The sequence below is a fragment of the Modestobacter sp. VKM Ac-2986 genome (assembly GCF_026967795.1).
Lineage (GTDB): Bacteria > Actinomycetota > Actinomycetes > Mycobacteriales > Geodermatophilaceae > Modestobacter.
The window spans coordinates 1-19,145 of record NZ_JAPVBH010000008.1; the positions used below are offsets into that span (position 1 = coordinate 1).

15 protein-coding genes are annotated in these 19,145 nt (G+C 75.5%); 6 read left to right on the plus strand and 9 right to left on the minus strand.

What is annotated here, in order from left to right:
* Positions 1–163 precede the first annotated feature (163 nt).
* The 3 genes from O2W14_RS18565 to O2W14_RS18575 all read left to right on the plus strand — a co-directional run bounded on the left by O2W14_RS18565 (position 164) and on the right by O2W14_RS18575 (position 3,668).
* The gene (locus tag O2W14_RS18565; protein WP_269177611.1) at positions 164–1,249 is read left to right on the plus strand and encodes a glycosyltransferase family 4 protein; all 1,086 of its coding nucleotides are present in this window, start codon (positions 164–166) and stop codon (positions 1,247–1,249) included.
* A 417-nt stretch (positions 1,250–1,666) separates the two neighbouring features.
* Positions 1,667–2,614, plus strand: a complete 948-nt coding sequence (locus tag O2W14_RS18570; RefSeq protein ID WP_269177612.1) for a glycosyltransferase family 2 protein — start codon at positions 1,667–1,669, stop codon at positions 2,612–2,614.
* 103 nt (positions 2,615–2,717) lie between these two features.
* Positions 2,718–3,668, plus strand: coding sequence for a glycosyltransferase family 8 protein (locus O2W14_RS18575; RefSeq protein ID WP_331253611.1), 951 nt, complete (start codon positions 2,718–2,720; stop codon positions 3,666–3,668).
* A 9-nt stretch (positions 3,669–3,677) separates the two neighbouring features.
* Here O2W14_RS18575 and O2W14_RS18580 read toward each other — a convergent pair whose 3' ends face one another.
* The 4 genes from O2W14_RS18580 to O2W14_RS18595 all read right to left on the minus strand — a co-directional run bounded on the left by O2W14_RS18580 (position 3,678) and on the right by O2W14_RS18595 (position 8,871).
* On the minus strand, positions 3,678–4,979 hold the full coding sequence (locus O2W14_RS18580; protein ID WP_269177614.1) for a lipopolysaccharide biosynthesis protein: 1,302 nt from the start codon (positions 4,977–4,979) through the stop codon (positions 3,678–3,680).
* Positions 4,980–5,158: 179 nt separating this feature from the next.
* Positions 5,159–6,211 carry a glycosyltransferase gene (locus tag O2W14_RS18585; protein WP_269177615.1) on the minus strand — a complete coding sequence of 351 codons (1,053 nt, stop codon included), beginning with the start codon at positions 6,209–6,211 and terminating at the stop codon, positions 5,159–5,161.
* A gap of 253 nt (positions 6,212–6,464) precedes the next feature.
* Positions 6,465–7,787 carry a hypothetical protein gene (locus tag O2W14_RS18590; RefSeq protein ID WP_269177616.1) on the minus strand — a complete coding sequence of 441 codons (1,323 nt, stop codon included), beginning with the start codon at positions 7,785–7,787 and terminating at the stop codon, positions 6,465–6,467.
* Between the two features lie 103 nt (positions 7,788–7,890).
* Entirely contained in the window at positions 7,891–8,871 is a 981-nt protein-coding gene (locus O2W14_RS18595; RefSeq protein ID WP_269177617.1) for a glycosyltransferase, read from the minus strand.
* A gap of 387 nt (positions 8,872–9,258) precedes the next feature.
* Between O2W14_RS18595 and O2W14_RS18600 the strand changes: the two genes are divergently transcribed.
* Entirely contained in the window at positions 9,259–10,635 is a 1,377-nt protein-coding gene (locus O2W14_RS18600; RefSeq protein ID WP_269177618.1) for a glycosyltransferase family 2 protein, read from the plus strand.
* 21 nt (positions 10,636–10,656) lie between these two features.
* Here the strand turns inward: O2W14_RS18600 and O2W14_RS18605 are convergent, their stop codons facing one another.
* The 3 genes from O2W14_RS18605 to O2W14_RS18615 form a co-directional block, all read right to left on the minus strand.
* Complete coding sequence (locus tag O2W14_RS18605; protein WP_269177619.1) at positions 10,657–12,060, minus strand: glycosyltransferase family 2 protein; 1,404 nt, start codon at positions 12,058–12,060, stop codon at positions 10,657–10,659.
* Positions 12,032–13,405 (minus strand): Wzz/FepE/Etk N-terminal domain-containing protein, encoded by a 1,374-nt coding sequence (locus O2W14_RS18610; protein WP_269177620.1) that lies wholly within the window; start codon positions 13,403–13,405, stop codon positions 12,032–12,034. Before O2W14_RS18610 ends, O2W14_RS18605 begins: the two co-directional genes overlap by 29 nt.
* Before the next feature lie 118 nt (positions 13,406–13,523).
* Positions 13,524–14,501, minus strand: coding sequence for a glycosyltransferase family 2 protein (locus tag O2W14_RS18615; protein WP_269177621.1), 978 nt, complete (start codon positions 14,499–14,501; stop codon positions 13,524–13,526).
* Between the two features lie 169 nt (positions 14,502–14,670).
* Here O2W14_RS18615 and O2W14_RS18620 point away from each other — a divergent pair, with 169 nt between their 5' ends.
* Both O2W14_RS18620 and O2W14_RS18625 read left to right on the plus strand, forming a co-directional pair.
* Positions 14,671–15,360 (plus strand): polysaccharide deacetylase family protein, encoded by a 690-nt coding sequence (locus O2W14_RS18620; RefSeq protein WP_269177622.1) that lies wholly within the window; start codon positions 14,671–14,673, stop codon positions 15,358–15,360.
* A complete protein-coding gene (locus O2W14_RS18625; protein ID WP_269177623.1) occupies positions 15,357–16,979 on the plus strand; it encodes a glycosyltransferase in 1,623 nt (540 codons plus the stop codon). Before O2W14_RS18620 ends, O2W14_RS18625 begins: the two co-directional genes overlap by 4 nt.
* Here O2W14_RS18625 and O2W14_RS18630 read toward each other — a convergent pair.
* The gene (locus O2W14_RS18630) at positions 16,963–18,147 is read right to left on the minus strand and encodes an ABC transporter ATP-binding protein (protein WP_269177624.1); all 1,185 of its coding nucleotides are present in this window, start codon (positions 18,145–18,147) and stop codon (positions 16,963–16,965) included. The two genes, O2W14_RS18625 and O2W14_RS18630, sit on opposite strands and share 17 nt — an antisense overlap.
* A complete protein-coding gene (locus O2W14_RS18635; protein ID WP_269177625.1) occupies positions 18,148–18,978 on the minus strand; it encodes an ABC transporter permease in 831 nt (276 codons plus the stop codon).
* Between the last annotated feature and the right edge of the window lie 167 nt (positions 18,979–19,145).

Consider the following 19,145-nt stretch of genomic DNA (forward strand, 5'->3'; position numbering starts at 1 on the left):
TGCGGGTCGGGCCGGTGGAGCTGCGCGAGTCGCAGGTGATGAAGCTGTCCCGGCTGGCCGAGGGCGCCACCTACAAGAACGGACCCGCCGGGTGTGTGAGGCTGTCGGCGTGGCCCCGGGCGATGCAGCTGCTCCGACGACGCGACCCCTGCGGTGGTTGCTCATGGCCGGTCACGTGCCGGCGGACGGCCGGGGCGGGGGCATCGTGCGCTACACGGTCGAACTGGCCCGCGCGCTCGGCCGCCGCGCCGACGTCGAGCTGCACCTGCTGACCTCCCCCGCCGCGGCCGGGCCGCTGGCCGAGCTCGCCGGGGGCAGCGACCGGGTCGTGCCGCTGCCGGCGGTGCCCGACGCCGCCGTCCCGGCGTTCGAGCGGTTCGCGCTGGGGCGGCGGCTGGGGTCCCGGTTCGACGTCGTCCAGGGCACCAAGCACCTGCTCCCCCGCGGCGTGACCGCCCGCACCGTGCTCACCGTGCACGACCTGCTGCTGTTCGACCGGCCGGCGGACTTCCCGCTGCCCAAGCGCACGCTGCTGGGCAGGCCGTACGCCGGGTCGCTGCGGCAGGCGGACACCCTGCTGTGCGTCAGCGCGGCCACCCGTGACCGGCTCGTCCGCTGGGACGCCGCACTGGCGGGCCGCGCCGCCGTCGCGCCGCTCACCACGAGCCCGCAGCTGCTCGACAGCGTCCCGGTCGCCGTCCCCGCGCTGGTCGGCCGGCCCTTCGCCCTCGTGGTCGGTGACGCCTCCCAGCGCAAGAACGTCGCCGTGGCCGTCTCGGCCATGGCCCGGGTCGTCCGCCGACGCCCGGACGCCGTCCTGGCACTCGTCGGCCCGCCGGCCTGGGGCGCCGAGGCCTACGGCCCCGACCACGCCGCCCTGCTGGCCAGCGGGAACGTCGTCCAGCTCACCGGCGTGGACGACGGGACGCTCCGCTGGTGCTACGAGAACTGTGCGGTGGTGCTGGCGCCCAGCCTCGCGGAGGGGTTCGGTCTGCCGGCCGTCGAGGCGCTGGACCTCGGCGCGCCGCTGGTCACCTCGCTGGACCCGGCGCTGGTCGAGGTCAGCGGGGACCGCGCCGAGCACCTGCCCGCCGACGACGTCCCCGGCTGGGCCGACGCCGTGCTGCGCCACCTCGACCGGCCGGCGTCCGGTCGAGGTGGGCCCGCGCGCCGTCGGCGCACCTGGGACGACGTGGCGGCGGAGACCGTCGCCGCCGTCTCCGGCTCCCCGGACCCCGCCGCGAGCTGAGCCCGCACGCCCGCCGGGCCCCACCCGGAGCACCGGGGGCCCGGGCGGACCGGGTCGGGCGGACCGGGTCGGGCGGACCGCCGGCGCACGGTGGTCGGGCACGTCCCCGGGGCGCCGAGAGCGGAGGGCGGCGAGAACGCCTCCGGGGGGACCTCCTCGCGCTCGGCGACGTGCTCCGCGGCCGGTCCACCCCCGAGCGCGTCCCCGACGTGCCCGCTGCCGGGGACACCCGTGGTCCGCTCCCCCGAGGACGCCGGCCCGCCCCGGCCGGACGGGCGACAGGTGCCGCCTGCCGGTGAGTCGCAGGTCGCACTGCTCCGGGGCCGCAGGCGGGAGGCCGCGCCCACTACCCTCCTTGTGCCCCGGCACCTGCAGGAACGGTGCCACCCGCCACACCCAGCGACGATGGAGGACTCGGTGCCCGGCTCGACCCCCCGCTCGAGCCGACCCGCTCGACGTCCCGCCGGTGCGGACGACGCGACGGCTGCCCGCACGGCCGTCGTCCTCGCCTCCGCCAACCGGCCCGAGCTCCTCGGTGAGGTCGTGGCCGACCTGCAGCGGCAGACCCACCGCGACTTCACCCTCGTGCTCTCCGTGCCCGACCGCGCCAGCCTGCCCGCCGGGCCGCTGCCCGAGGGCACGGTCGTGGTCCACGACCGGGGGCTGGCCGCGCAGCGCAACGCCGGCCTGGCCGCGGTGCCGGAGGCCACCCACGTGTTCTGCTTCGACGACGACGCCGTGGTGCGCGAGGACTTCCTCGAGCAGGCGCTCCGCTTCTTCGCCGACCACCCCGACGTGGTCGGTCTCACCGGCCGGGTGCTGCTGGACGGCGCCGCGGGCGAGGAGGTCGTGCGGGCCGAGGCCGACGACGCGCTCGCCGCCTCCTCGGCCGAACCGCTCTCGGGCGCCTGGGCGCCGAGCCGTGAGCTGTACGGCTGCAACTTCGCCTTCCGGGCCGACGCCGTCGGGGGCGAGCAGTTCGACGCACGCCTGCCGCTGTACTCCTGGCTCGAGGACCACGACTTCGCCCGCCGACTGATGCGCCACGGCGCGCTGGCCAAGGTCCAGGACTGCGTCATCGTGCACCGCGGGGTCAAGTCCGGTGGCCGGATGGCGCACGAGCGGCTCGGCTACTCCCAGGTGATGAACCCCGCCTACCTGCACCACGTCGGCAGCTTCCCGATGTGGCTCACGCTGTACGAGACGCTCCCGCGGGCGGCCAAGAACCTGGTGCGGGCCGTGCGTGGCCCCGAGGCCGACTGGCGCCGGGAGCGCGTGCGGGGCAACCTGCGCGCGGCCGGCGACATCGCCCGTCGTCGCTTCACCCCCGAGCGCATCCTCGAGCTGCCCGTCTCCCGGGACTGACCCACCCGTCGTCGCCGTGGACGCGGGACCGGCCCGGCACCGCCGGAGCCGTACCGGACGTCTTCGACCCGACCGGCCCATCCGACACGACGGAGGCACCACGATGACCCGCGCAGTCTGTTACACGGCGACGGCTGGATACCTCTTCCAGACGGTCGTGAGCGCCGTCCAGGCCCGCCGGCACACCGCCGCCGGCGTCGACGTGACCGTGGTCTTCGTCGGCGACGCCACCTCGGTCGAGCACCGGGTCTTCGAGCGGATCTGCACCGAGCACGGGATCACCGTCCTCACCGCCCCGCAGGCCTCGCTGCGCGGGTTGCACCCCATGTACGCGCGGCTGTTCCTGGACCTCCTGCTCCCGGCCGAGGTGGACGAGGTGCTCTACCTCGACGGGGACACCCAGGTCGTCGACGACATCACCCCCCTGGTCGAGGCGAGCGTCCCACCCGGAGGGGCGCTGGCCTCGCTGGACCCGATGGTCTTCAACCGGCGCGCCGACGCCAGGGCGCGGGCCCGGATCGACCGCTGGTGGGACGCCAGCGGCATCCCCGCGGCCGTGCGCGAGAGGTACGTCAACTCGGGGGTGCTGCGGATCGCGCGCCGGGACATCGCCGGCCTGCGGGACCACGCCCTGCAGCAGACCGCCGAGGAGCGCGCCGCCCTGAGGTTCCCCGACCAGGACGCCATCAACACGACCCTCGGCGACCGGATCGTGCCGGTGTCGATGAGCTGGAACTTCCCTGGGTTCCTGCTGGACACCCAGCTGGTCGAGCTCGCCCCGCCGCGCATCATCCACTTCATGTCCGACCCGCGACCGTGGAACGCGGCCCTCACCCCGTGGGGGGAGACCCACCACCGGCCCTACGTCGACTTCACCCGGCAGCACCCGGAGGCGGAGCCGTACTGGTCGCGGCTCACGGGGGTGCGTCTGCTCCGCTACCGGGCTCAGCAGCGCTTCAAGCGTGCGACGGAGCGCCGCGTGTGGCAGTCCCCCGAGGCTGCCCGGGCGGTCACCGAGCTGGAGCGCGGCACGCTGGCCCTGCCGGCCCGCTGAGGTCGGCGGTCACCACCGGGAGCCGTCTCGGCCCAGGCCGGGGACGCGGGCCAGCACCAGCCGTGCCGACCGCCGGCCCTCCCGCCACAGCAGGGTGACGTCGGCGGACTTGGGGACGACGAAGTGGTGCACCGCCAGCCCCAGCACGCGTGAGGCGGCCAGCACCATCAGACCCGTCTGGACCGCGGCGCTGATGATGCTGGCCCAGCAGGCGCCGACCACACCGGCGTGCGGCACCAACAGGACGAAGGCGGTGACGTTCACCGCGAAGGTGCAGGCGTAGACGCTGCTCCGCAGCCCTGGCCGGCCCGACGACGCCAGACCGGCACCGGCCATCGGCCCCGGGATGTACAGCACGGCCGCGACACAGAGCAGGAGCGTCGGGACCACCGCGTCCTGGAACTCCGCCCCGAACAGCGGGGCGATCCACCAGGGTGCGGTGGCACCGATGGCGACCGAGACGACCAGCCCCAGCAGGAGCGTCACCCGGGTCGCCCGGGCCAGCTGCGGCGGGTTGCTCGACCGGCTGTTCACCCCGTGCAGGGCGTTGGAGACGGCGAGGGCGAACAGGACCGGGACGTCGGTGACCGCCGTCGCGACGCTGTACAACCCGAGGTCCCGGACGCTGGACAACGGCGTCATCAGCACCTGGTCGGTCTTCGCCACCAGCATGCTCGCCACCGAACCGAACCACGTCCTGCCGCCGTAGGCGACCAGCGGGACGAGCACCCGGCCCGCCGGCCGGGACGCGCCGCTGCCCCGCCGGCGCACCAACGGCCAGTAGACGACGCCGGCGACGAGCGGGACGGTGAACGTGACGACGACGGCGACCGTCGGGGTGAGGTCCCCGCTCAGCCACAGGCCCACCAGGAGCAGCACCCGCAGGCCGGCGGTGGCCAGGCTCTCCGTGGCCACCGCACCCCACATCTGCTGCCCCATGGCGGCCCCGCGGGCCGCGCCGACGAAGAGCACGGGGACGGTGAGGACCATCGCCAGCAGCATGAGCCGGCCGAGCGCGGCGTCGCCCGCGGACAGCAGGGGGAGGACCGCCCACGCGAGCACGAGGCACAGCGCCCCCAGGACGGTGGACAGGGCGACCGACCAGGCCAACGCGTGCCGCGTGACCCTGGGGTCCTTGGCGGTGAGGTAGGTCAGCGCGTCGGGCAACCCGAGGGTGGCGACCGAGCCGGCCAGCACCGCTGGGACGATCGCCGCGGTCATCTCCCCGCGGCCCGCCGCACCCAGCGCGCGGGCGAGGACCGGCTGGGTGAGCACGCCCGCGACCGGCACGAGCAGGCTCGAGGCGCTCATCAGCACGACGGCGCGGCGGAGCCCGGCCCCGGCGGGCGGGGCGCTCGGCAGCCCGGTCGACGGGCTCACCCCGGACGGGGACGGCCCGACGACCGACGCACGGTCCAGCGGGCCCGGCCGCAACGGCTCGGGTGCCCCGGCAGTGCCGGCGGGGCCGAGGAGCTCCCCGCCGGGCCCGCTCACAGGACCGATCGGTAGACCCGGTCGTAGTCCGACTGCACCCGCTGCACGGTCAGCGCCTCCAGCCCGTCCCGTGCCCGGGCCTGCCAGCTCGCCAGGACGGCGGGGTCGCTCATCAGCTCCCGCAGGACCGCGGCCATCGCCGAGGGGTCGGACGGCGGCACGAGCTGGCCGGCGCGGCCGTGGTCGAGGACCTCCGGGATGCCACCGACCGCGGTCGCGACGACGGCGCAGCCGGCCGCCCGCGCCTCCGCGACGCTGAGCCCGAAGGGCTCGTCGAGGGAGGCGGAGGCGTACACGTCGGCCTGCTCCAGCAGCCCCCACGGGGTGGGGGTCGACCCGATGAAGTGCACCGACGCCCCGAGACCGGACCGCTCGACGAGCTCTTCCAACCGCTCGCGGTCCGGCCCCTCCCCGATGATGTTGAGGTGCCAGCCGGGAGCGTGTGGCAGCGCCTCACCGAAGGCGGTGATGATGTCGCCGACGGCCTTGCGTGCGTGCAGGCCGGAGAGGCTGACCACGCACGGGGTCGCCATCTGCCGCACCTCCCTGCCCTCGCGGAGCTCCTCCCGCGCGGAGGCGACCGGGCCGTTCAGCACGGTCACCGTGCTGCGCGCCGGGAAGCCCCGGGCCAGGAGCGCCGTCCGCTCGGCCTCGCTGACCGCGACCACCACCTTGCCGAGCCGCATGAGCGCCGAGTGCCGGTCGAAGGAGTTGTGCATCGTGGTCACCAGCACGGCTCCGGTGAGCTTGGCCACCGGATGGGCCAGCACGGCCGAGGACATCATGTGCGCGTGGACGATCTGCGGCCGCACGTCGCGTGCCAGTCGCAGCAACGCCCAGCCGCTGACCAGCGGAGCCCGCAGGCCGACCGCCTCGGGCACGTCGACGACGCGGACGCCGTGGCGTCGGAGCAGTTCCTCGTAGGAGTTGCGGGTGCTGGCGAAGGTGACCTGGTGTCCGGCGTCCGCCTGGGCGCAGGCCAGGTCGACCGCCATGTGCACGTGCCCGTTGTTCTCGTACGCGTGCTTGAGCACGTGCATGATCTTCATACGTGGTGACGCCCTTCTGCTGGCTCCGGTGGTCATGGAGCGGACGCACGCAGTGACGATCCGCCTCCCACGAGGGAGGCCGACGGACCCGAGGAGGCGTCTCCGGTGGGCCGGCGGTTCGAGACCGCGGACCCGTGGCCCCGCGACCGCTCCTGGCCCGCTGGCCACCGACCTGCATCCGGCTCGAGCGACGTTGCCGAGCGCATGACTGTCAGGCGCGCACCTTACCCACCGGCCGCCGCCTCCGGGCCGGTCAGCGAGCTGGCGAGGGCGTCCCGACCGCAGTTCCCGTCCTGGGTGTGTTCCGGCGCTCGACCCGGGACGCCGCGTGCGCCAGCACCCCCAGGGACAACCAGAGCACGCCCGTGCTGTCGGACAGCTCCGGCCCGGACACCGCCCTGCCGATCACGAGGGCGATCAGCGCCCAGGCGGCCGGCCGTGCGTGCGGGACGCTCCAGGCTCCCCGGACCAGCACCACCACGACCGCGATGAACAGCACCGTCCCGACGATCCCGACGGTGCTCAGCAGGGTGGCGAAGAACGACGACCCGCGGTTGGCACCGAGGCCGGTGCCGATCCCGTAGGTGTCCAGCAGCAGCCGCAGCGAGGTGCTGTCGGACGAGGAACGGTCCACGTAGGAGGACGAACCGACCTTCTCCCCGACCTGTTCGCCGATCACGGCGGCCAGGTAGGGCAGGAGGAACAGCGAGGCCAGGGCCGCGGCACACAACGCACTCACCGCCGACCGCTGGAGCGAGCCCCCGCGCAGGACGAAGCTGGACGTCGCGACGAGGGCCGCCACGGCCACGAGGGCGATGCCGGCGATCAGGAAGGTCGTCGACGTCGAGATCGACCCGAGGAACAGCGCGGCGGCGCCGACCAGGAACACGCCCAGCTTGCGGGGTCCCCGCACCTGGCCGAACCGGGAGGCGCAGTAGGCGATGGTGACCAGGCAGGAGCCGGCGAGCCCCGCCGGCTCGGAGAAGATGCCGCGCACGCGGGGGGCGCCGCCGGGCAGCGTCTCGATGAAGGCGAACGCCGGCGAGTTGTCGAAGACGCCCTCGGGGAAGGGCAGCCCCGCGTTGATGTGCGCCCAGCTCCACAGCGACAGCAGGGTCGCCAGGCAGGTCGCCGTGCCCACCAGTTCCGGCCCGGCCCACCGCGACCTCGCCAGGAACGCGACCACGGCCACGCTGAGCAGCAGGTAGGCGATCTGGGCCAGGTTGGACTTGGTCACCACGCCTGCGGCCAGGGCCGCCCCCTCGCCCTCGGGGCGCAGGACGGGGAGCCCGTTGAACAGCAGCGGGGCGACCAGCGTCGTCAGCACCGCGCCCACGACGAAGAGCACGAGCAGCCGGCTCCCGGTGACCGGACGCCCCGGCCCGGCGGACGCCTGCCGGGACCGTTGGAGCAGGCGCAGGACCACCCCGGCGACGGCACCGACGGCCACCGCGTAGAAGGTCGGCACCGCGACGGCCCCGACCACGAAGGCGGCCCCGACGGGCGTCGCCCCGCCCAGGGCGAGTGCCCGCCCGTACCCGCGCCGGTTGAGCACGCCGTAGACCACGACCGCCACCGTGACGAGCGTCAGGCTGGTGATGGGTCCTCCTGGGCGACGAACGTGGCCGGACCCGGCCGGCGGTCCGCGTGCACCCGCGGCCGCCGGGGGGTGCACGCCCTCACGTGCCGGGCCATCGTAGACGGAGCAGGGGCCGCACGAGGCGTCCCGGGACGGCGAGCACGACCAGGCACCAGGCGGCGATGGCCAGCCGGGCGGGCCAGGGCTCAGGGCCGGGGTGGACCGGGGACCGGAGGACGTCGAGCACGAGCCGTCCCGGCCCGTCGCCCGGCAGCGGTCGCTGCCCGGGCGTCAGGCGCGCGGCCGCGGTGCGGAACTGGACGAGCTCGCGGCTGCGGAACAGGGGGCGGTCGTCGACGTCCGGGGCCGGCGTCCCGATCGACCGGTGGGCGAAGTGCCATCGCGCCCGGGCGCGTTCCACCTCACGGGCGAAGCGGGTGTCCTCGGTCAGCAGGTGGCTGTCGTTCGCCTCGTGCTGCCGGTAGCCGACCACGACCTCGGGCAGCGTGACCACGTCCCCGTGCAGGGGGGCCGCGGCCAGACACCCCGAGTCGGCGGAGTCCCCGATGCTCGCGTCCAGCGGGAAGATGCGCTCGAGGAACCAGCGGGCGTAGGCGTTCCCGGACCCGGGCGGGGTCGGCTGGGCCGAGGTCTGCAGCACCCAGTGCCGCACCCGTTCCGGGGTCGGCACCGGCCGCCATCGGGGGAACGGCCGGCGGAACGGCGCTCCGCCGGCGTCGATCCGCTGCATCCGGAACTGCGCCTTGCTGACCGAGGGCCGCCACACCGCGACCAGCAGCTCGGGGAGCTCGGGCGGCAGCAGGTCGTCGGAGTCGAGGAAGATCACCACGTCGCCGGTGGTCGCGGCGAACCCGCGGTTGGCCGCGGCGCGCTGGCCCTGGTTGCGGCCGGTCAGCAGCAGCACGCGCCCCTCGTACTGCCGGAGGACGCCGGTCGACCCGTCCGTGGAGCCGTCGTCCACGACGACCACCTCGACGTCGGGCCACCGTAGGGCCAGGGCGCTCTCCACGGCTTCGCCGACGTACCGGGCGTAGTTGTAGTTGGCGATCACCACGCTCACGCGCCTCACGCGGGTGCCGCGCTCGCCACTCGACCGCCCCGCACGTGACCTCCTCACCCGGCCGAGACGCTGCGGGACTCGGTGCGTCGCCGACCCGGGACCCCGGGCCGCGCCCGGCAGCCTAGGCGCGGGGAGGCCCGGGCAGGCGCATCGGCGTCCTCGGCCGTCCGGGACCCGCACCGCCGGCCGGCCGAGCCGGGCCCCCGGCGCCGGTCGCCACGCACACCCCGCACGGGCGAGGTCCCGTCGTCCGCCGACCCGGGTGCTGGCGCGCGCGTGCCGTCGGGCGCATGATCTCGTCCCGGGTCCGCCGGACCCGTGCCCGCCTGCACCGTGCCCGCTGGGCGGTCGGGCCGCACGTGGTCCGCCGTCGTCCCTGGAGACCCGTTGATCCTGAAGAAGGCGCTGCGCCTGAGCCGGCGGATGTGCCGGCCGGGCACGTCCCGGCTCTTCTCCTCCCTGGTCGTGGCCGACGTCGACCTGGACCGGGGCACCGCGACGGCGCAGCCGCCCCTGACCCCCGCCGACACCGCGCCGGAGGGGGTGCACGCCCTCGTCTGGCTGCACGGCGTCCCGATCGGGGAGATGACCGTCCCCGGTCCCCCCGCCGACGTGCTGGTCGGGCTGCCGGACCTGGCGCGCGCCGCCACCGCGACGGCCGCGGCGGGGCACCTCGCCCGGCACGGTCGTCCGGTCGGCCCACGCGAGGGCCGCGACGACCGCTCGCCGTGTCTCGCCGAGACCTCGTGGCGTGCCCGGGTGGACGGCTCGCTGGTGACGGTGGCCGTCTGCACCCGGGGCCGCCCCGAGGACCTGGAGCGGTGCCTGCAGGCCCTCGCCGACCTCACGGTGGACGTGGCGGAGGTCCTCGTGGTCGACAACGCCCCGACGGACGACCTGACCCGGGAGGTCGTCGCGCGCCACCCGCGGGCCCGGTACGTCCGGGAGCCGAGGCGCGGTCTGTCCTGGGCCCGCAACCGGGCGCTGCTCGAGGCGCGCACGCCGTTGATCGCCTTCACCGACGACGACGTCCTGGTCCACCCGCGGTGGGCGGAGGCGCTGCTCATGGCGTTCGACGCCCATCCCGGGGCCACCGTCGTCACCGGCCTCGTGGCACCGGCGGAGCTGTCGACCCGCGCCCAGGTGGTGTTCGAGGCCTGCGGCGGGTTCGGCCGGGGCTACGACCACCGGTGGCTGCAGGCGGCGTCGACCAGCCCGCGGGACGCCGCTGCGGCCGTGCACCGCATCGGGTCGGTGGGCACCGGCGCGAACATGGCCTTCCGGCGCGACCGGCTCGTGTCGATGGGCGGGTTCGACCCCGCGCTGGGGTCCGGCACGGTGACGCGTGGTGGTGAGGACCACGAGGCCCTCTGCCGGCTGCTCGCCCACGGGGACCTCATCGTCTACGAGCCCGCCGCCGTCGTGCGGCACCGTCACCGCCGCACGATGGCCGAGCTCCGCGAGCAGCGCGTGGGCGACGGCATCGGCAGCGCCGGCGTGCTCGTCGGTGCCGGGGCGACGCTCGGGCGTGCACACCACCGCTGGTGGACCCTGGTGGCGGCGCGGTGGTTGCTGGTGAACACGGCGTGGACCCTCACCGGGAGCCTGCTCCGTCCCGCGGCGCGGCCGATGTCGCTGACCGTCGCCACCGCCCGTGGATGGGCGACCGCCCTGACGCGGCACAGCTACCGGCGGGCGGTCACCCAGGCTCGGCTCCAGGCGCAGGCACACCCGGACGAGCCGCTCCTGGCACCCGCCCGCTGAGCGGGGCTGCGGTCCGGCTGCTCAACCGCGGGGGTGCACCAGCGGGGGCGCGGTCGGCTCCGCCGGGTGGGCGGCCGCCTGCTCGGCCGCCTGGCGCAGTGCCCTGCGGTAGAGGTCGCCGGTGGCGGCCCGCGCCGCCCCGCGGGCGTCCGCCCACGACAGCACCGGCGGGAAGAGCTCGGGGTACAGCAGGCTCCGGGCGGCGTTGAGGACGTGGTGGTGGACCGCCCAGCGGACCGCCTGCCGTCGCAGTCCGGCGTACTGCCGCCCGCCGTACCGCCGGCCCGCGCCCAGCCACCAGCTGTAGGACCCCGTCCCGTCGCCGCGTCGCTGCCGGGCCAGGCCTGCCATCGTCGCGCGGTGCCGGTGCCGGACGACTGCGGACGGCTCGTAGACCAGCGCGTGGCCGGCGGCGACGAGCCGGAACAGCAGCTCGTGGTCGCCGCCTCCTCCGGTGGGCGTGCCCACGTCCAGCGCCGGGTCGAAGCCGCCCAGCGCCAGGACCGGCTCCCGCAGCACCGCCATGTTGGCCCCGGTGCCGGTGTCGCCGAGGTCGGCGTGCTCGCGGCCCGCCGGGACACCGGGCGAGGACCGGAACACCCGCCGCGCGTAGCCGCGCCCGAAGCCGCGCGCCTCGAAGACCACCTGCGCCGGGGTGGACAGCTCCAGGGGCACGACCAGGCCGGTGACCGCGGCGGCCCCGGGCACCTCGGCGAAGCCACGGAGCAGGCCGTCGACCCAGCGGGGGTGCACGAGCGCGTCGTCGTCGGTGAAGGCGACGACGGGGGTCCGCGCCTCTAGGAGGGCCCGGTTGCGCGCCCAGTCGAGCCCCGCGCGCGGCTCGCGGACGTACCGGGCGAACGGGAAGTCGGCCACGACCCGCCGGGTGCTGTCGTCCACCGACGCGTTGTCGACCACCAGGACCTCGGCGACCGTGGTCGCCAGCGCGCCGATCGCCGTGAGGCAGTGCACCAGGTCCTCCGCCCGGTCCCGGGTGCAGACGGCGACGGTCACCCCCGACCCGTCGACGGACCCGGCCGGTCGCCCGGCGGCACCGGCCTCCGGGGCGGGACCCGCGGCCGCGGCTGCGGCCGCGTCCGCGGCGAGGGGGAGCAGCCGCGTGGACAGCTCCTCCGGACGCCCCTCGACGGTGACGTCGGCGACCGGGCGCCCTCCCGCCCACACGATCGCGTACACCCCCTCGGGGGCCTCCGCGAACGGCGTCGGGCCGGCCTGCGGGGCGAGCTCACCGGTGTCGAGGTCGACGTCGACGACCGTCAGGGCGCGGAGGTACCGCCCGCGGGGCCCGGTCCGCATCCGGGGGTTGCTCGGGCCGGGCAGCGCACGGCGCAGCAGACCGCGCACGAGCCGCACCACGCGGGCCGGCGGTGCGGGGTCAGGCGCGGGACTCGAGATCGGGGTCACCGGAGGTCCCCGGTCGGTTGGACATCCCGCCGCCGAGGTCGAGGTCGCGGACGTGGTCGACGGCCACGCTGATCGACGTCACGCGGACCCCGGCCAGCAGCTCGAGGGCGAACTGGAACTCCGAGCGCTTGGTCTGCCCGGACTCCACGACCACCAGCGCGCTGCCGGCGAGCGCGGCCGCCACCGCGGACTCCGAGCGCTCGACCAGCGGCGGGCAGGCCAGGATGACGTGGTCGAAGCGGGCGCCCAGCGAGTCGAGCACCTGGCGCATGGCCGGGGTGCTCAGCCGCTGCGCCGACGAGCTGTCCACGTGCCCGGCGGGGACCTCGTGCACGCGGTCCCCGATCGCCAGCGTCACCACGTCGTCGAGCTCCGCCGCGCCGTTGAGGACGTCGGCCACCCCCAGCGCCGACGAGGTCGGTTCGGCCGGGCTCCCGCGGCGCGCGCGTGCCCCTCCGTCGGGCACGCGGAAGTCGAGGTCCAGGACGACCACGTACGACCCGATCTCGCCGAAGGCCGCGGCGAGCTGCCGGGCGACGGCGTGCCCGTCGGAGGCGCCGGTGACACCGGCGACGGCGATCGTCCCGCCCACGTGCGAGCCGAACTGGAGGTTGGCCCGCAGCTGGCGGAAGGCCTCGAGTCGCGCGTCGGTCTCGGACAGGTGCCGCGAGCGCTTCTTCGGCCCGGTCGGCATGGACGTGAGGGTGGCCAGTCCGACGCCCCGCGGGAGGTCGGCGCTGGACCGGATCGTCGTGGACAGCGCATCGGCGACGACCACGGCGGCGAGACCCAGCACCAGCCCGACGGCCAGTCCGATCATGAGGTTGTTCCGGGGCCGGGGCTCGGTCGCGGTCTCCGGGACCTCGGCCGGCTGGACGACGGCCAGCCGCACCGCGGGCACCGGACCGGAGGCGTCCAGCCTGGCGGCCTCCGCGCCGAGCGCGGTCGCCACGGCGTTGGCGCGCTCCGCCACGACCGCCGGGTCCGTGCCACCGGCGGTGATGTCGACGAACGAGGTCTCGGCGCGAGCCGTCGCGGTCACCGACTCCCGCAGCGTGGCCACGTCGTCGGCGCCCCCGCGGGCGACCACCACCCGGTCGAGGACGGCGGTGGTCGTCACCAGGCTGGCGTACGTCGCCGCCCGCTCGGTGGCGAAGCTGTTGCCGTTCTGCAGGTCCGTCGGCGTCCCGTCACCGGGGACGGACACGTACAGCGAGGCGGTGGAGTAGTACGTGGCCGGGGTGGCGAGGGTGAGGGCGACCGCTGCCGCCACACCGAACACGGCGCCGAGCAGCACGACCCACCAGCCCCGCCGGAACAGGCGCACGTAGTCGTGCAGACTCACGCAACCACCTTCAGGCCGGAGGGTGTGCCGGGAGCTGCACTGCGATCCGGCCTGGACACGTCCGCAAGACGGTAACAGAGGACGGCGCGCCCTCCTGATCATGACGCAGCGTCGTGGATCACCTCGTCGGCGTCGAGCGCTCCTCGCCCACGGTGTCCCGGAAGCGGTCCAGCCAGCCGTCCGCGACCGGCGGCAGGGCCGGGGCCACCGGCGCGGTCCTGCGGGTCAGGCGGCCGCGGACCTTGTCCCGGGTCATGCGGAGCGAGGTGCCCGGCGGGAGCGTGGTGAACGCCTCGCGGGCGAGCTGCGCGGCGGCGCGGCGGTCGCCGAGGCCACGCGCCATGGACCACATCGACGAGTACCACCAGGCCCGGTCGGCGGCGAAGGACCGGCCGTCGGGCAGCCGGCCGTGCACCCGGGCCAGGTGCGTCAGCTCCCGCATCACCCCGAGCGGGTCGTGGAACATGCTGTCGGGGTGGACGAAGTACCCCACGAGCGGGCGGTCCACCGAGGCGACCGGCGAGGCCAGCGCCAGCCGGAGGTCGAAGTCCCAGTCCGCCAGGATCGAGATCGTCTCGTCGAACCCGCCGACCTCACGGGCCAGCGCGGTCTCCACCAGCAGACCGGACCCGCCCCCGGGCACCACGTTCATCTCCAGCAGCGCGTCGTCCACCCGGCCGGACGGCGGTGGCGCGTGGTAGGTCACGACGTCCAGGGCGCGGTCGACGTGCAGCGCGCCGGAGCACGACCAGCGGGCACCCGCGGTGGCCGCCATCGCGGCGAGCTGGTCGGCCGTCTTCGTCGGGGCCCACAGGTCGTCGTCGTCCACGAAGGCCGTGTACGGGGTGGTGACCAGGGCCAGGCCGGCGTTCCGGGCCGCGGAGACCCCCTTGCTGCGCTCGTGCCTCAGCACGCGGACACCGGGGAGGTCGAGTTCCCGGAGGGCCGCGGTGGTGCCGTCGGAGCCCCCGTCGTCGACGACCACGACGGCCATCCCCACCTCGGTCTGCGCGCGGACGGACTCCAGCGTGCGCAGCAGCAGCCCGAGCCGGTCGTGCGTGGGGACGACGGCCGTCACGGTGGGCGGCGGTGCCACGGGACCCCCTGTGCTCGCTCGTCACCAGCAGCCCGGGTGACGTCCTGTGCGGAGTCTCGCACGCACGGACGCTCACCCGCAGGGACGACGGGTGACGCCGGCGCCGTCCGCAGGACATGATGCGGTCCCGTCCGGGGCGACCGGACACGCACACCGACAGGAGCCGCTCGTGCTGCGCACCCGTGACATCGCCGGCGGCATCGGCCGCCGCGCCCGGCGCGCCCGGTGGTCGGTGGTCGAGTCGATCGGCCGGGTGGAGCGGCGGGTGGGCGCCGGCGAGGTGGCGCTGACCTTCGACGACGGCCCGCACCCCGACTCGACCCCACGGGTCCTCGACCGGCTGGGCGAGCTGGGCGTCGTCGCGACGTTCTTCTGCGTCGGGCGCAACGCGACGGCCCACCCGGAGATCGTCCGCCGCGCCCTGGCCGAGGGCCACGCTGTCGGGTCGCACAGCGGCACCCACCCCGACCCGGCGGAGCTCGGCATCGGCCCGCTCGCCGGGGAGTACCGGGACGGCCGGGCGGCCGTCACGGCGGTGGTGGGCCGGGAGGTCCCCCTGTTCCGGCCGCCGCACGGGCACCTCACACCGCGCAGCGCCGCCATGGTCCGCCGGCAGTCGCTCCGCCCCTGGCTGTGGACGGTCGACCCGACGGACTGGCGTCCGGGGGTCACCGCCGCCGAGGTGGCCGCCGTGGCGACGTCGGCGGTCTCCGGGGACGTCGTCCTGATGCACGACTGGGTGGAGCAGCCCTGGGCGCCGGAGGCGCTGGACCGCTCGGCGACGATCGAGGCGCTCCCGGCGGTCGTGCGGTCGGCCCGGGACCGGGGCCTGGTCTTCACCACCCTGCCCGCCCGGTGAGCGGCTCCCCGCCCGAGCTGGTCTCGGTCGTGATGATCTTCCGGGACGCGGTGGAGTTCTTCGACGAGGCCATCCGCAGCGTCCTGGCGCAGGACCACCCGCTGGAGCTGCTGCTCTGCGACGACGGCTCCGGGCCGGAGAGCACGGCGATCGCCCGGGACTGGGCGGCGCGGGAGCCTGCCCGGGTGCGCTACCTGGACCACCCGGGCCACGGCCACCAGGGGATGAGCAGCACCCGCAACCTCGGCATCCGCGCCGCTCGCGGCGACCTGGTCGCCTTCCTCGACGCCGACGACGTCTGGCTGCCCGGGCACGTGGCCCACGAGGTGGCCCTCCTCCGCGCCCACCCGGACGCCGGGCTGGTGTGCGGCCAGGCGATGGAGTGGCACTCGTGGCGGCCCGGCGCGACCGGCGACGAGTGGACGCCGCTGCCCTGGCCGCCCGGCACCGTCGTCGCCGTCCCGCGGATGCTCACCGCCACGCTCCGGCGCGGCGCCCACCGGACGCCCACCTGCAGCCTGATGGTGCGGCGCTCGCTGCTGACCGAGGTGGGCGGCGCCGCGGACGAGTTCCCCGGCATGTTCGAGGACCAGGCACTGCTGGCCGCGCTGCACACCGCCGCACCGGCGGTCGTCAGCGGCACCCGCACCGCGCTGTACCGGCGGCACGCCGCCTCCACGACCGCGCGGGCCGTGCGCGACCTCTCGTACCACCCCTGGACGCCCAACCCGAGCATGGAGACCTACCTCCGGTGGCTGGAGGCCCGGCTGGCCGGGTCGCCCGCGGGCGGGGACCCCGAACTGCACGCGGCCCTGGAGACTGCCCTCATGCCCTACCGCAGCGAGCACCGCCGCCGTCCTGCCGTCCGCTCCGCCGTCGCCCGTGTCCTCCCGGCGGGGGCGGCGCGCGTGGTGCGCGGCGTGGCGCGCCGGGCGCGGGACCTCGCCCCCGCCCGCGTCGGGCTGCTGCGCCGGGTCGAGCCGCTGAGCCGGCAGTTCGGCTACGACCGGGGGCTCCCGGTCGACCGCCACTACGTCGAGCAGTTCCTCACCGAGCACGCCCACCTGGTCGCCGGGCGGGTCCTGGAGGTCGGCGACCGCGACTACACCCGGCGCTTCGGGCAGGACCGGGTCACCCGGTCCGACGTCCTCAACGTCCGCGCCGGGCACCCGGAGACGACCCTCGTGGGCGACCTGGCGGACGGCGCCGGGCTGCCCTCCGACACCTTCGACTGCGTCGTGCTGACGCAGACCCTCCACCTGGTGCACGACCTGCCGGCCGCCGTACGGACCCTGCACCGCATGGTGCGGCCGGGCGGGACCGTGCTGGCCACCTTCCCGGGCATCTCACCGGTGAGCGACGACGAGTGGGCGGACACCTGGCAGTGGGCCCTGACCCCGGTGTCGGCCCGCCGGCTGTTCGGCGACGTGTTCGGCGCCGAACACGTCGAGGTCGCCCACCACGGCAACGTGCTGACCAGCGCGGCCTTCCTCTACGGGATGGCGGCGCACGAGCTCAGCGCGAGAGAGCTGGCGGTGACGGACCCCCAGTTCCCGATGCTGATCACCGTGCGGGCGGTCCGGCCGGCCACCCCCGGACCGCTCACCCCAGCGGGCTGACCTCCACCGGCAGGTCGTAGACCAGCACCCGGTCGGGCCGCCCGCGGTCGCTGCCGTGCAGCGTGAAGGTAGCCGCGGCCGGCTCGTCGAGCAGCTCGTGCTGGGCCGTGCCGAACCACACGCCGACCGCGAAGGTCCCCACGTTGAGGATCGGCGGCACCGACACCCGCGCCCGCTGCCGCCCCGGCCGGAAGGAGACCGGCCCGCTGTCACCGGCGGTCACGTCGAGCACCCGCACCCCGGTCCGGGTGGTCACGTAGACCGCCAGGTCGAGCCCGGGTACGGCCTCCGCCAGGTCGAAGTCGACGTCGATCTCGATCGGGTCGTCGCGCAGGAGGGCCGCCTCGGCCCCGCGGCCGCCGGAGCTGACCCGGACGTCGAGCACCTGGAGCGGGCCGGAGCGGATCAGCGCCGACGACGAGCCGGGGGCGCTCAGGCCGGAGGACAGGTAGTCGCGGACGATGTCGCTCGAGGCACCCTCCGCCCGGACGGCACCGGCCTCCATCCACAGCGAGCGACGGCAGAGGCTGCTGAGCGTGTCGAGGTCGTGGCTGACGAACACCAGGGTGCGCCCCTCGCGCTCGGCCTGTTCCATCCTGCCCAGGCACTTCCGCTGGAACTCCGCGTCGCCGACCGCGAGGACCTCGTCCACCACCAGGACGTCGGGCTCCAGGTGCGCCGCCACGGCGAAGGCCAGCCGCAGCGACATGCCACTGGAGTAGCGCTTGACCGGGGTGTCGAGGAACTGCCGGACCCCGGAGAACTCGACGATGTCGTCGAAGGCGCGGCCGATGTCCCGCCGGGACATCCCCAGGATGGCCCCGTTGAGGTAGACGTTCTCCCGCCCGGTGAGCTCGGGGTGGAAGCCCGTCCCGACCTCCAGCAGGGCCGCCACCCGCCCCCGCGTCCGGGACACCCCGCTCGTCGGTGCGGTGATGCCGGTCATCACCTTCAGGATCGTGCTCTTCCCGGCCCCGTTGCGGCCGACGATGCCCACGCTCTCGCCGTCGGCCACGGTGAAGGAGACGTCCCGCAGCGACCAGAGCTCCCGCGGCTCCGGGCGGCGGCCGGTCAGCCGCCGGGCCCCGGCGACGAGCGCCTCGCGGGCGGTGCGCTGCTCGCCGAGGACGTAGCGCTTGCTGACCCGGTCGAACTCGATGCGGTCCACTCAGATCACGTCGGCGAAGGAACGCTGGGCGCGGTTGAAGTAGGCCACGCCGCTGACCAGCAGGACCCCTGCGCTGACGACCGAGACCAGCAGCTGCCACCCGGGCCACGGCGTCCCCAGGAAGGACCAGCGCCCGAGGGCGATGACGCCCACCATCGGGTTGACCGCGTACAGCTGCGCCTGCCACCCGGACAGGGCAGTGGCGGCGTAGGCGACGGGACTGGCGAACAGCAGCACCTGCAGGACCGGCCCCACCGCGTGCTGGACGTCCCGGTACCGCACGTTCAGCGCCGACAGCCACAGCGCGGCGCCGAGGGCGGTGACCACCATGAGCACCAGCCAGAGCGGGGCTGCCAGCAGCCGCCAGGTCGGGCCCACCCCGTAGACCACGGTGGCGACCTCGACCAGGACGAGGGAGACGGCCAGGTCGACACCCGGGGAGAGCAGCGCGGCCGCCGGGGCGGCCATCCGCGGGAAGTAGACCTTGCTGACCAGGCTGGCGTTGGCCACCAGCACCTGGCCCCCCGCGGTCACCGACGTCGAGAAGTAGGTCCAGCTCACCATCCCCACCAGCGCGAAGACCGGGTACGGGACGCCCTGACTGCTCACCCCGGCCAGCCGGCTGAAGACCAGCGTGAACACGACGACGCTCGCGATGGGCTGGGCGAGCACCCAGATCGCGCCGAGCACCGCCTGGCGGTAGCGCAGCTTGACGTCGCGGACGGCGAAGTACCAGATGAGGTCGCGGGAACGCCACAACGCCGTCCAGGCCCGGTCCTGGACCATGCCCCGCGCGGTGTTCTCCGTCCAGGGGCCGAGGTGGTCGCTCACGGGCGGGGCCACCGGTCGGCCAGTCGTGTCACGGGACCCTCTCGGTGGACTGCGTGCCTGCGCGGACCATTCTGGCGGGAGGGTGCCACGGCCCGGGCGGTGACCTGCCCCACGTACCGCCGCACCTGCCACCGACGGGGTGGACGGACGCTCCCGCGGCGGCCCTG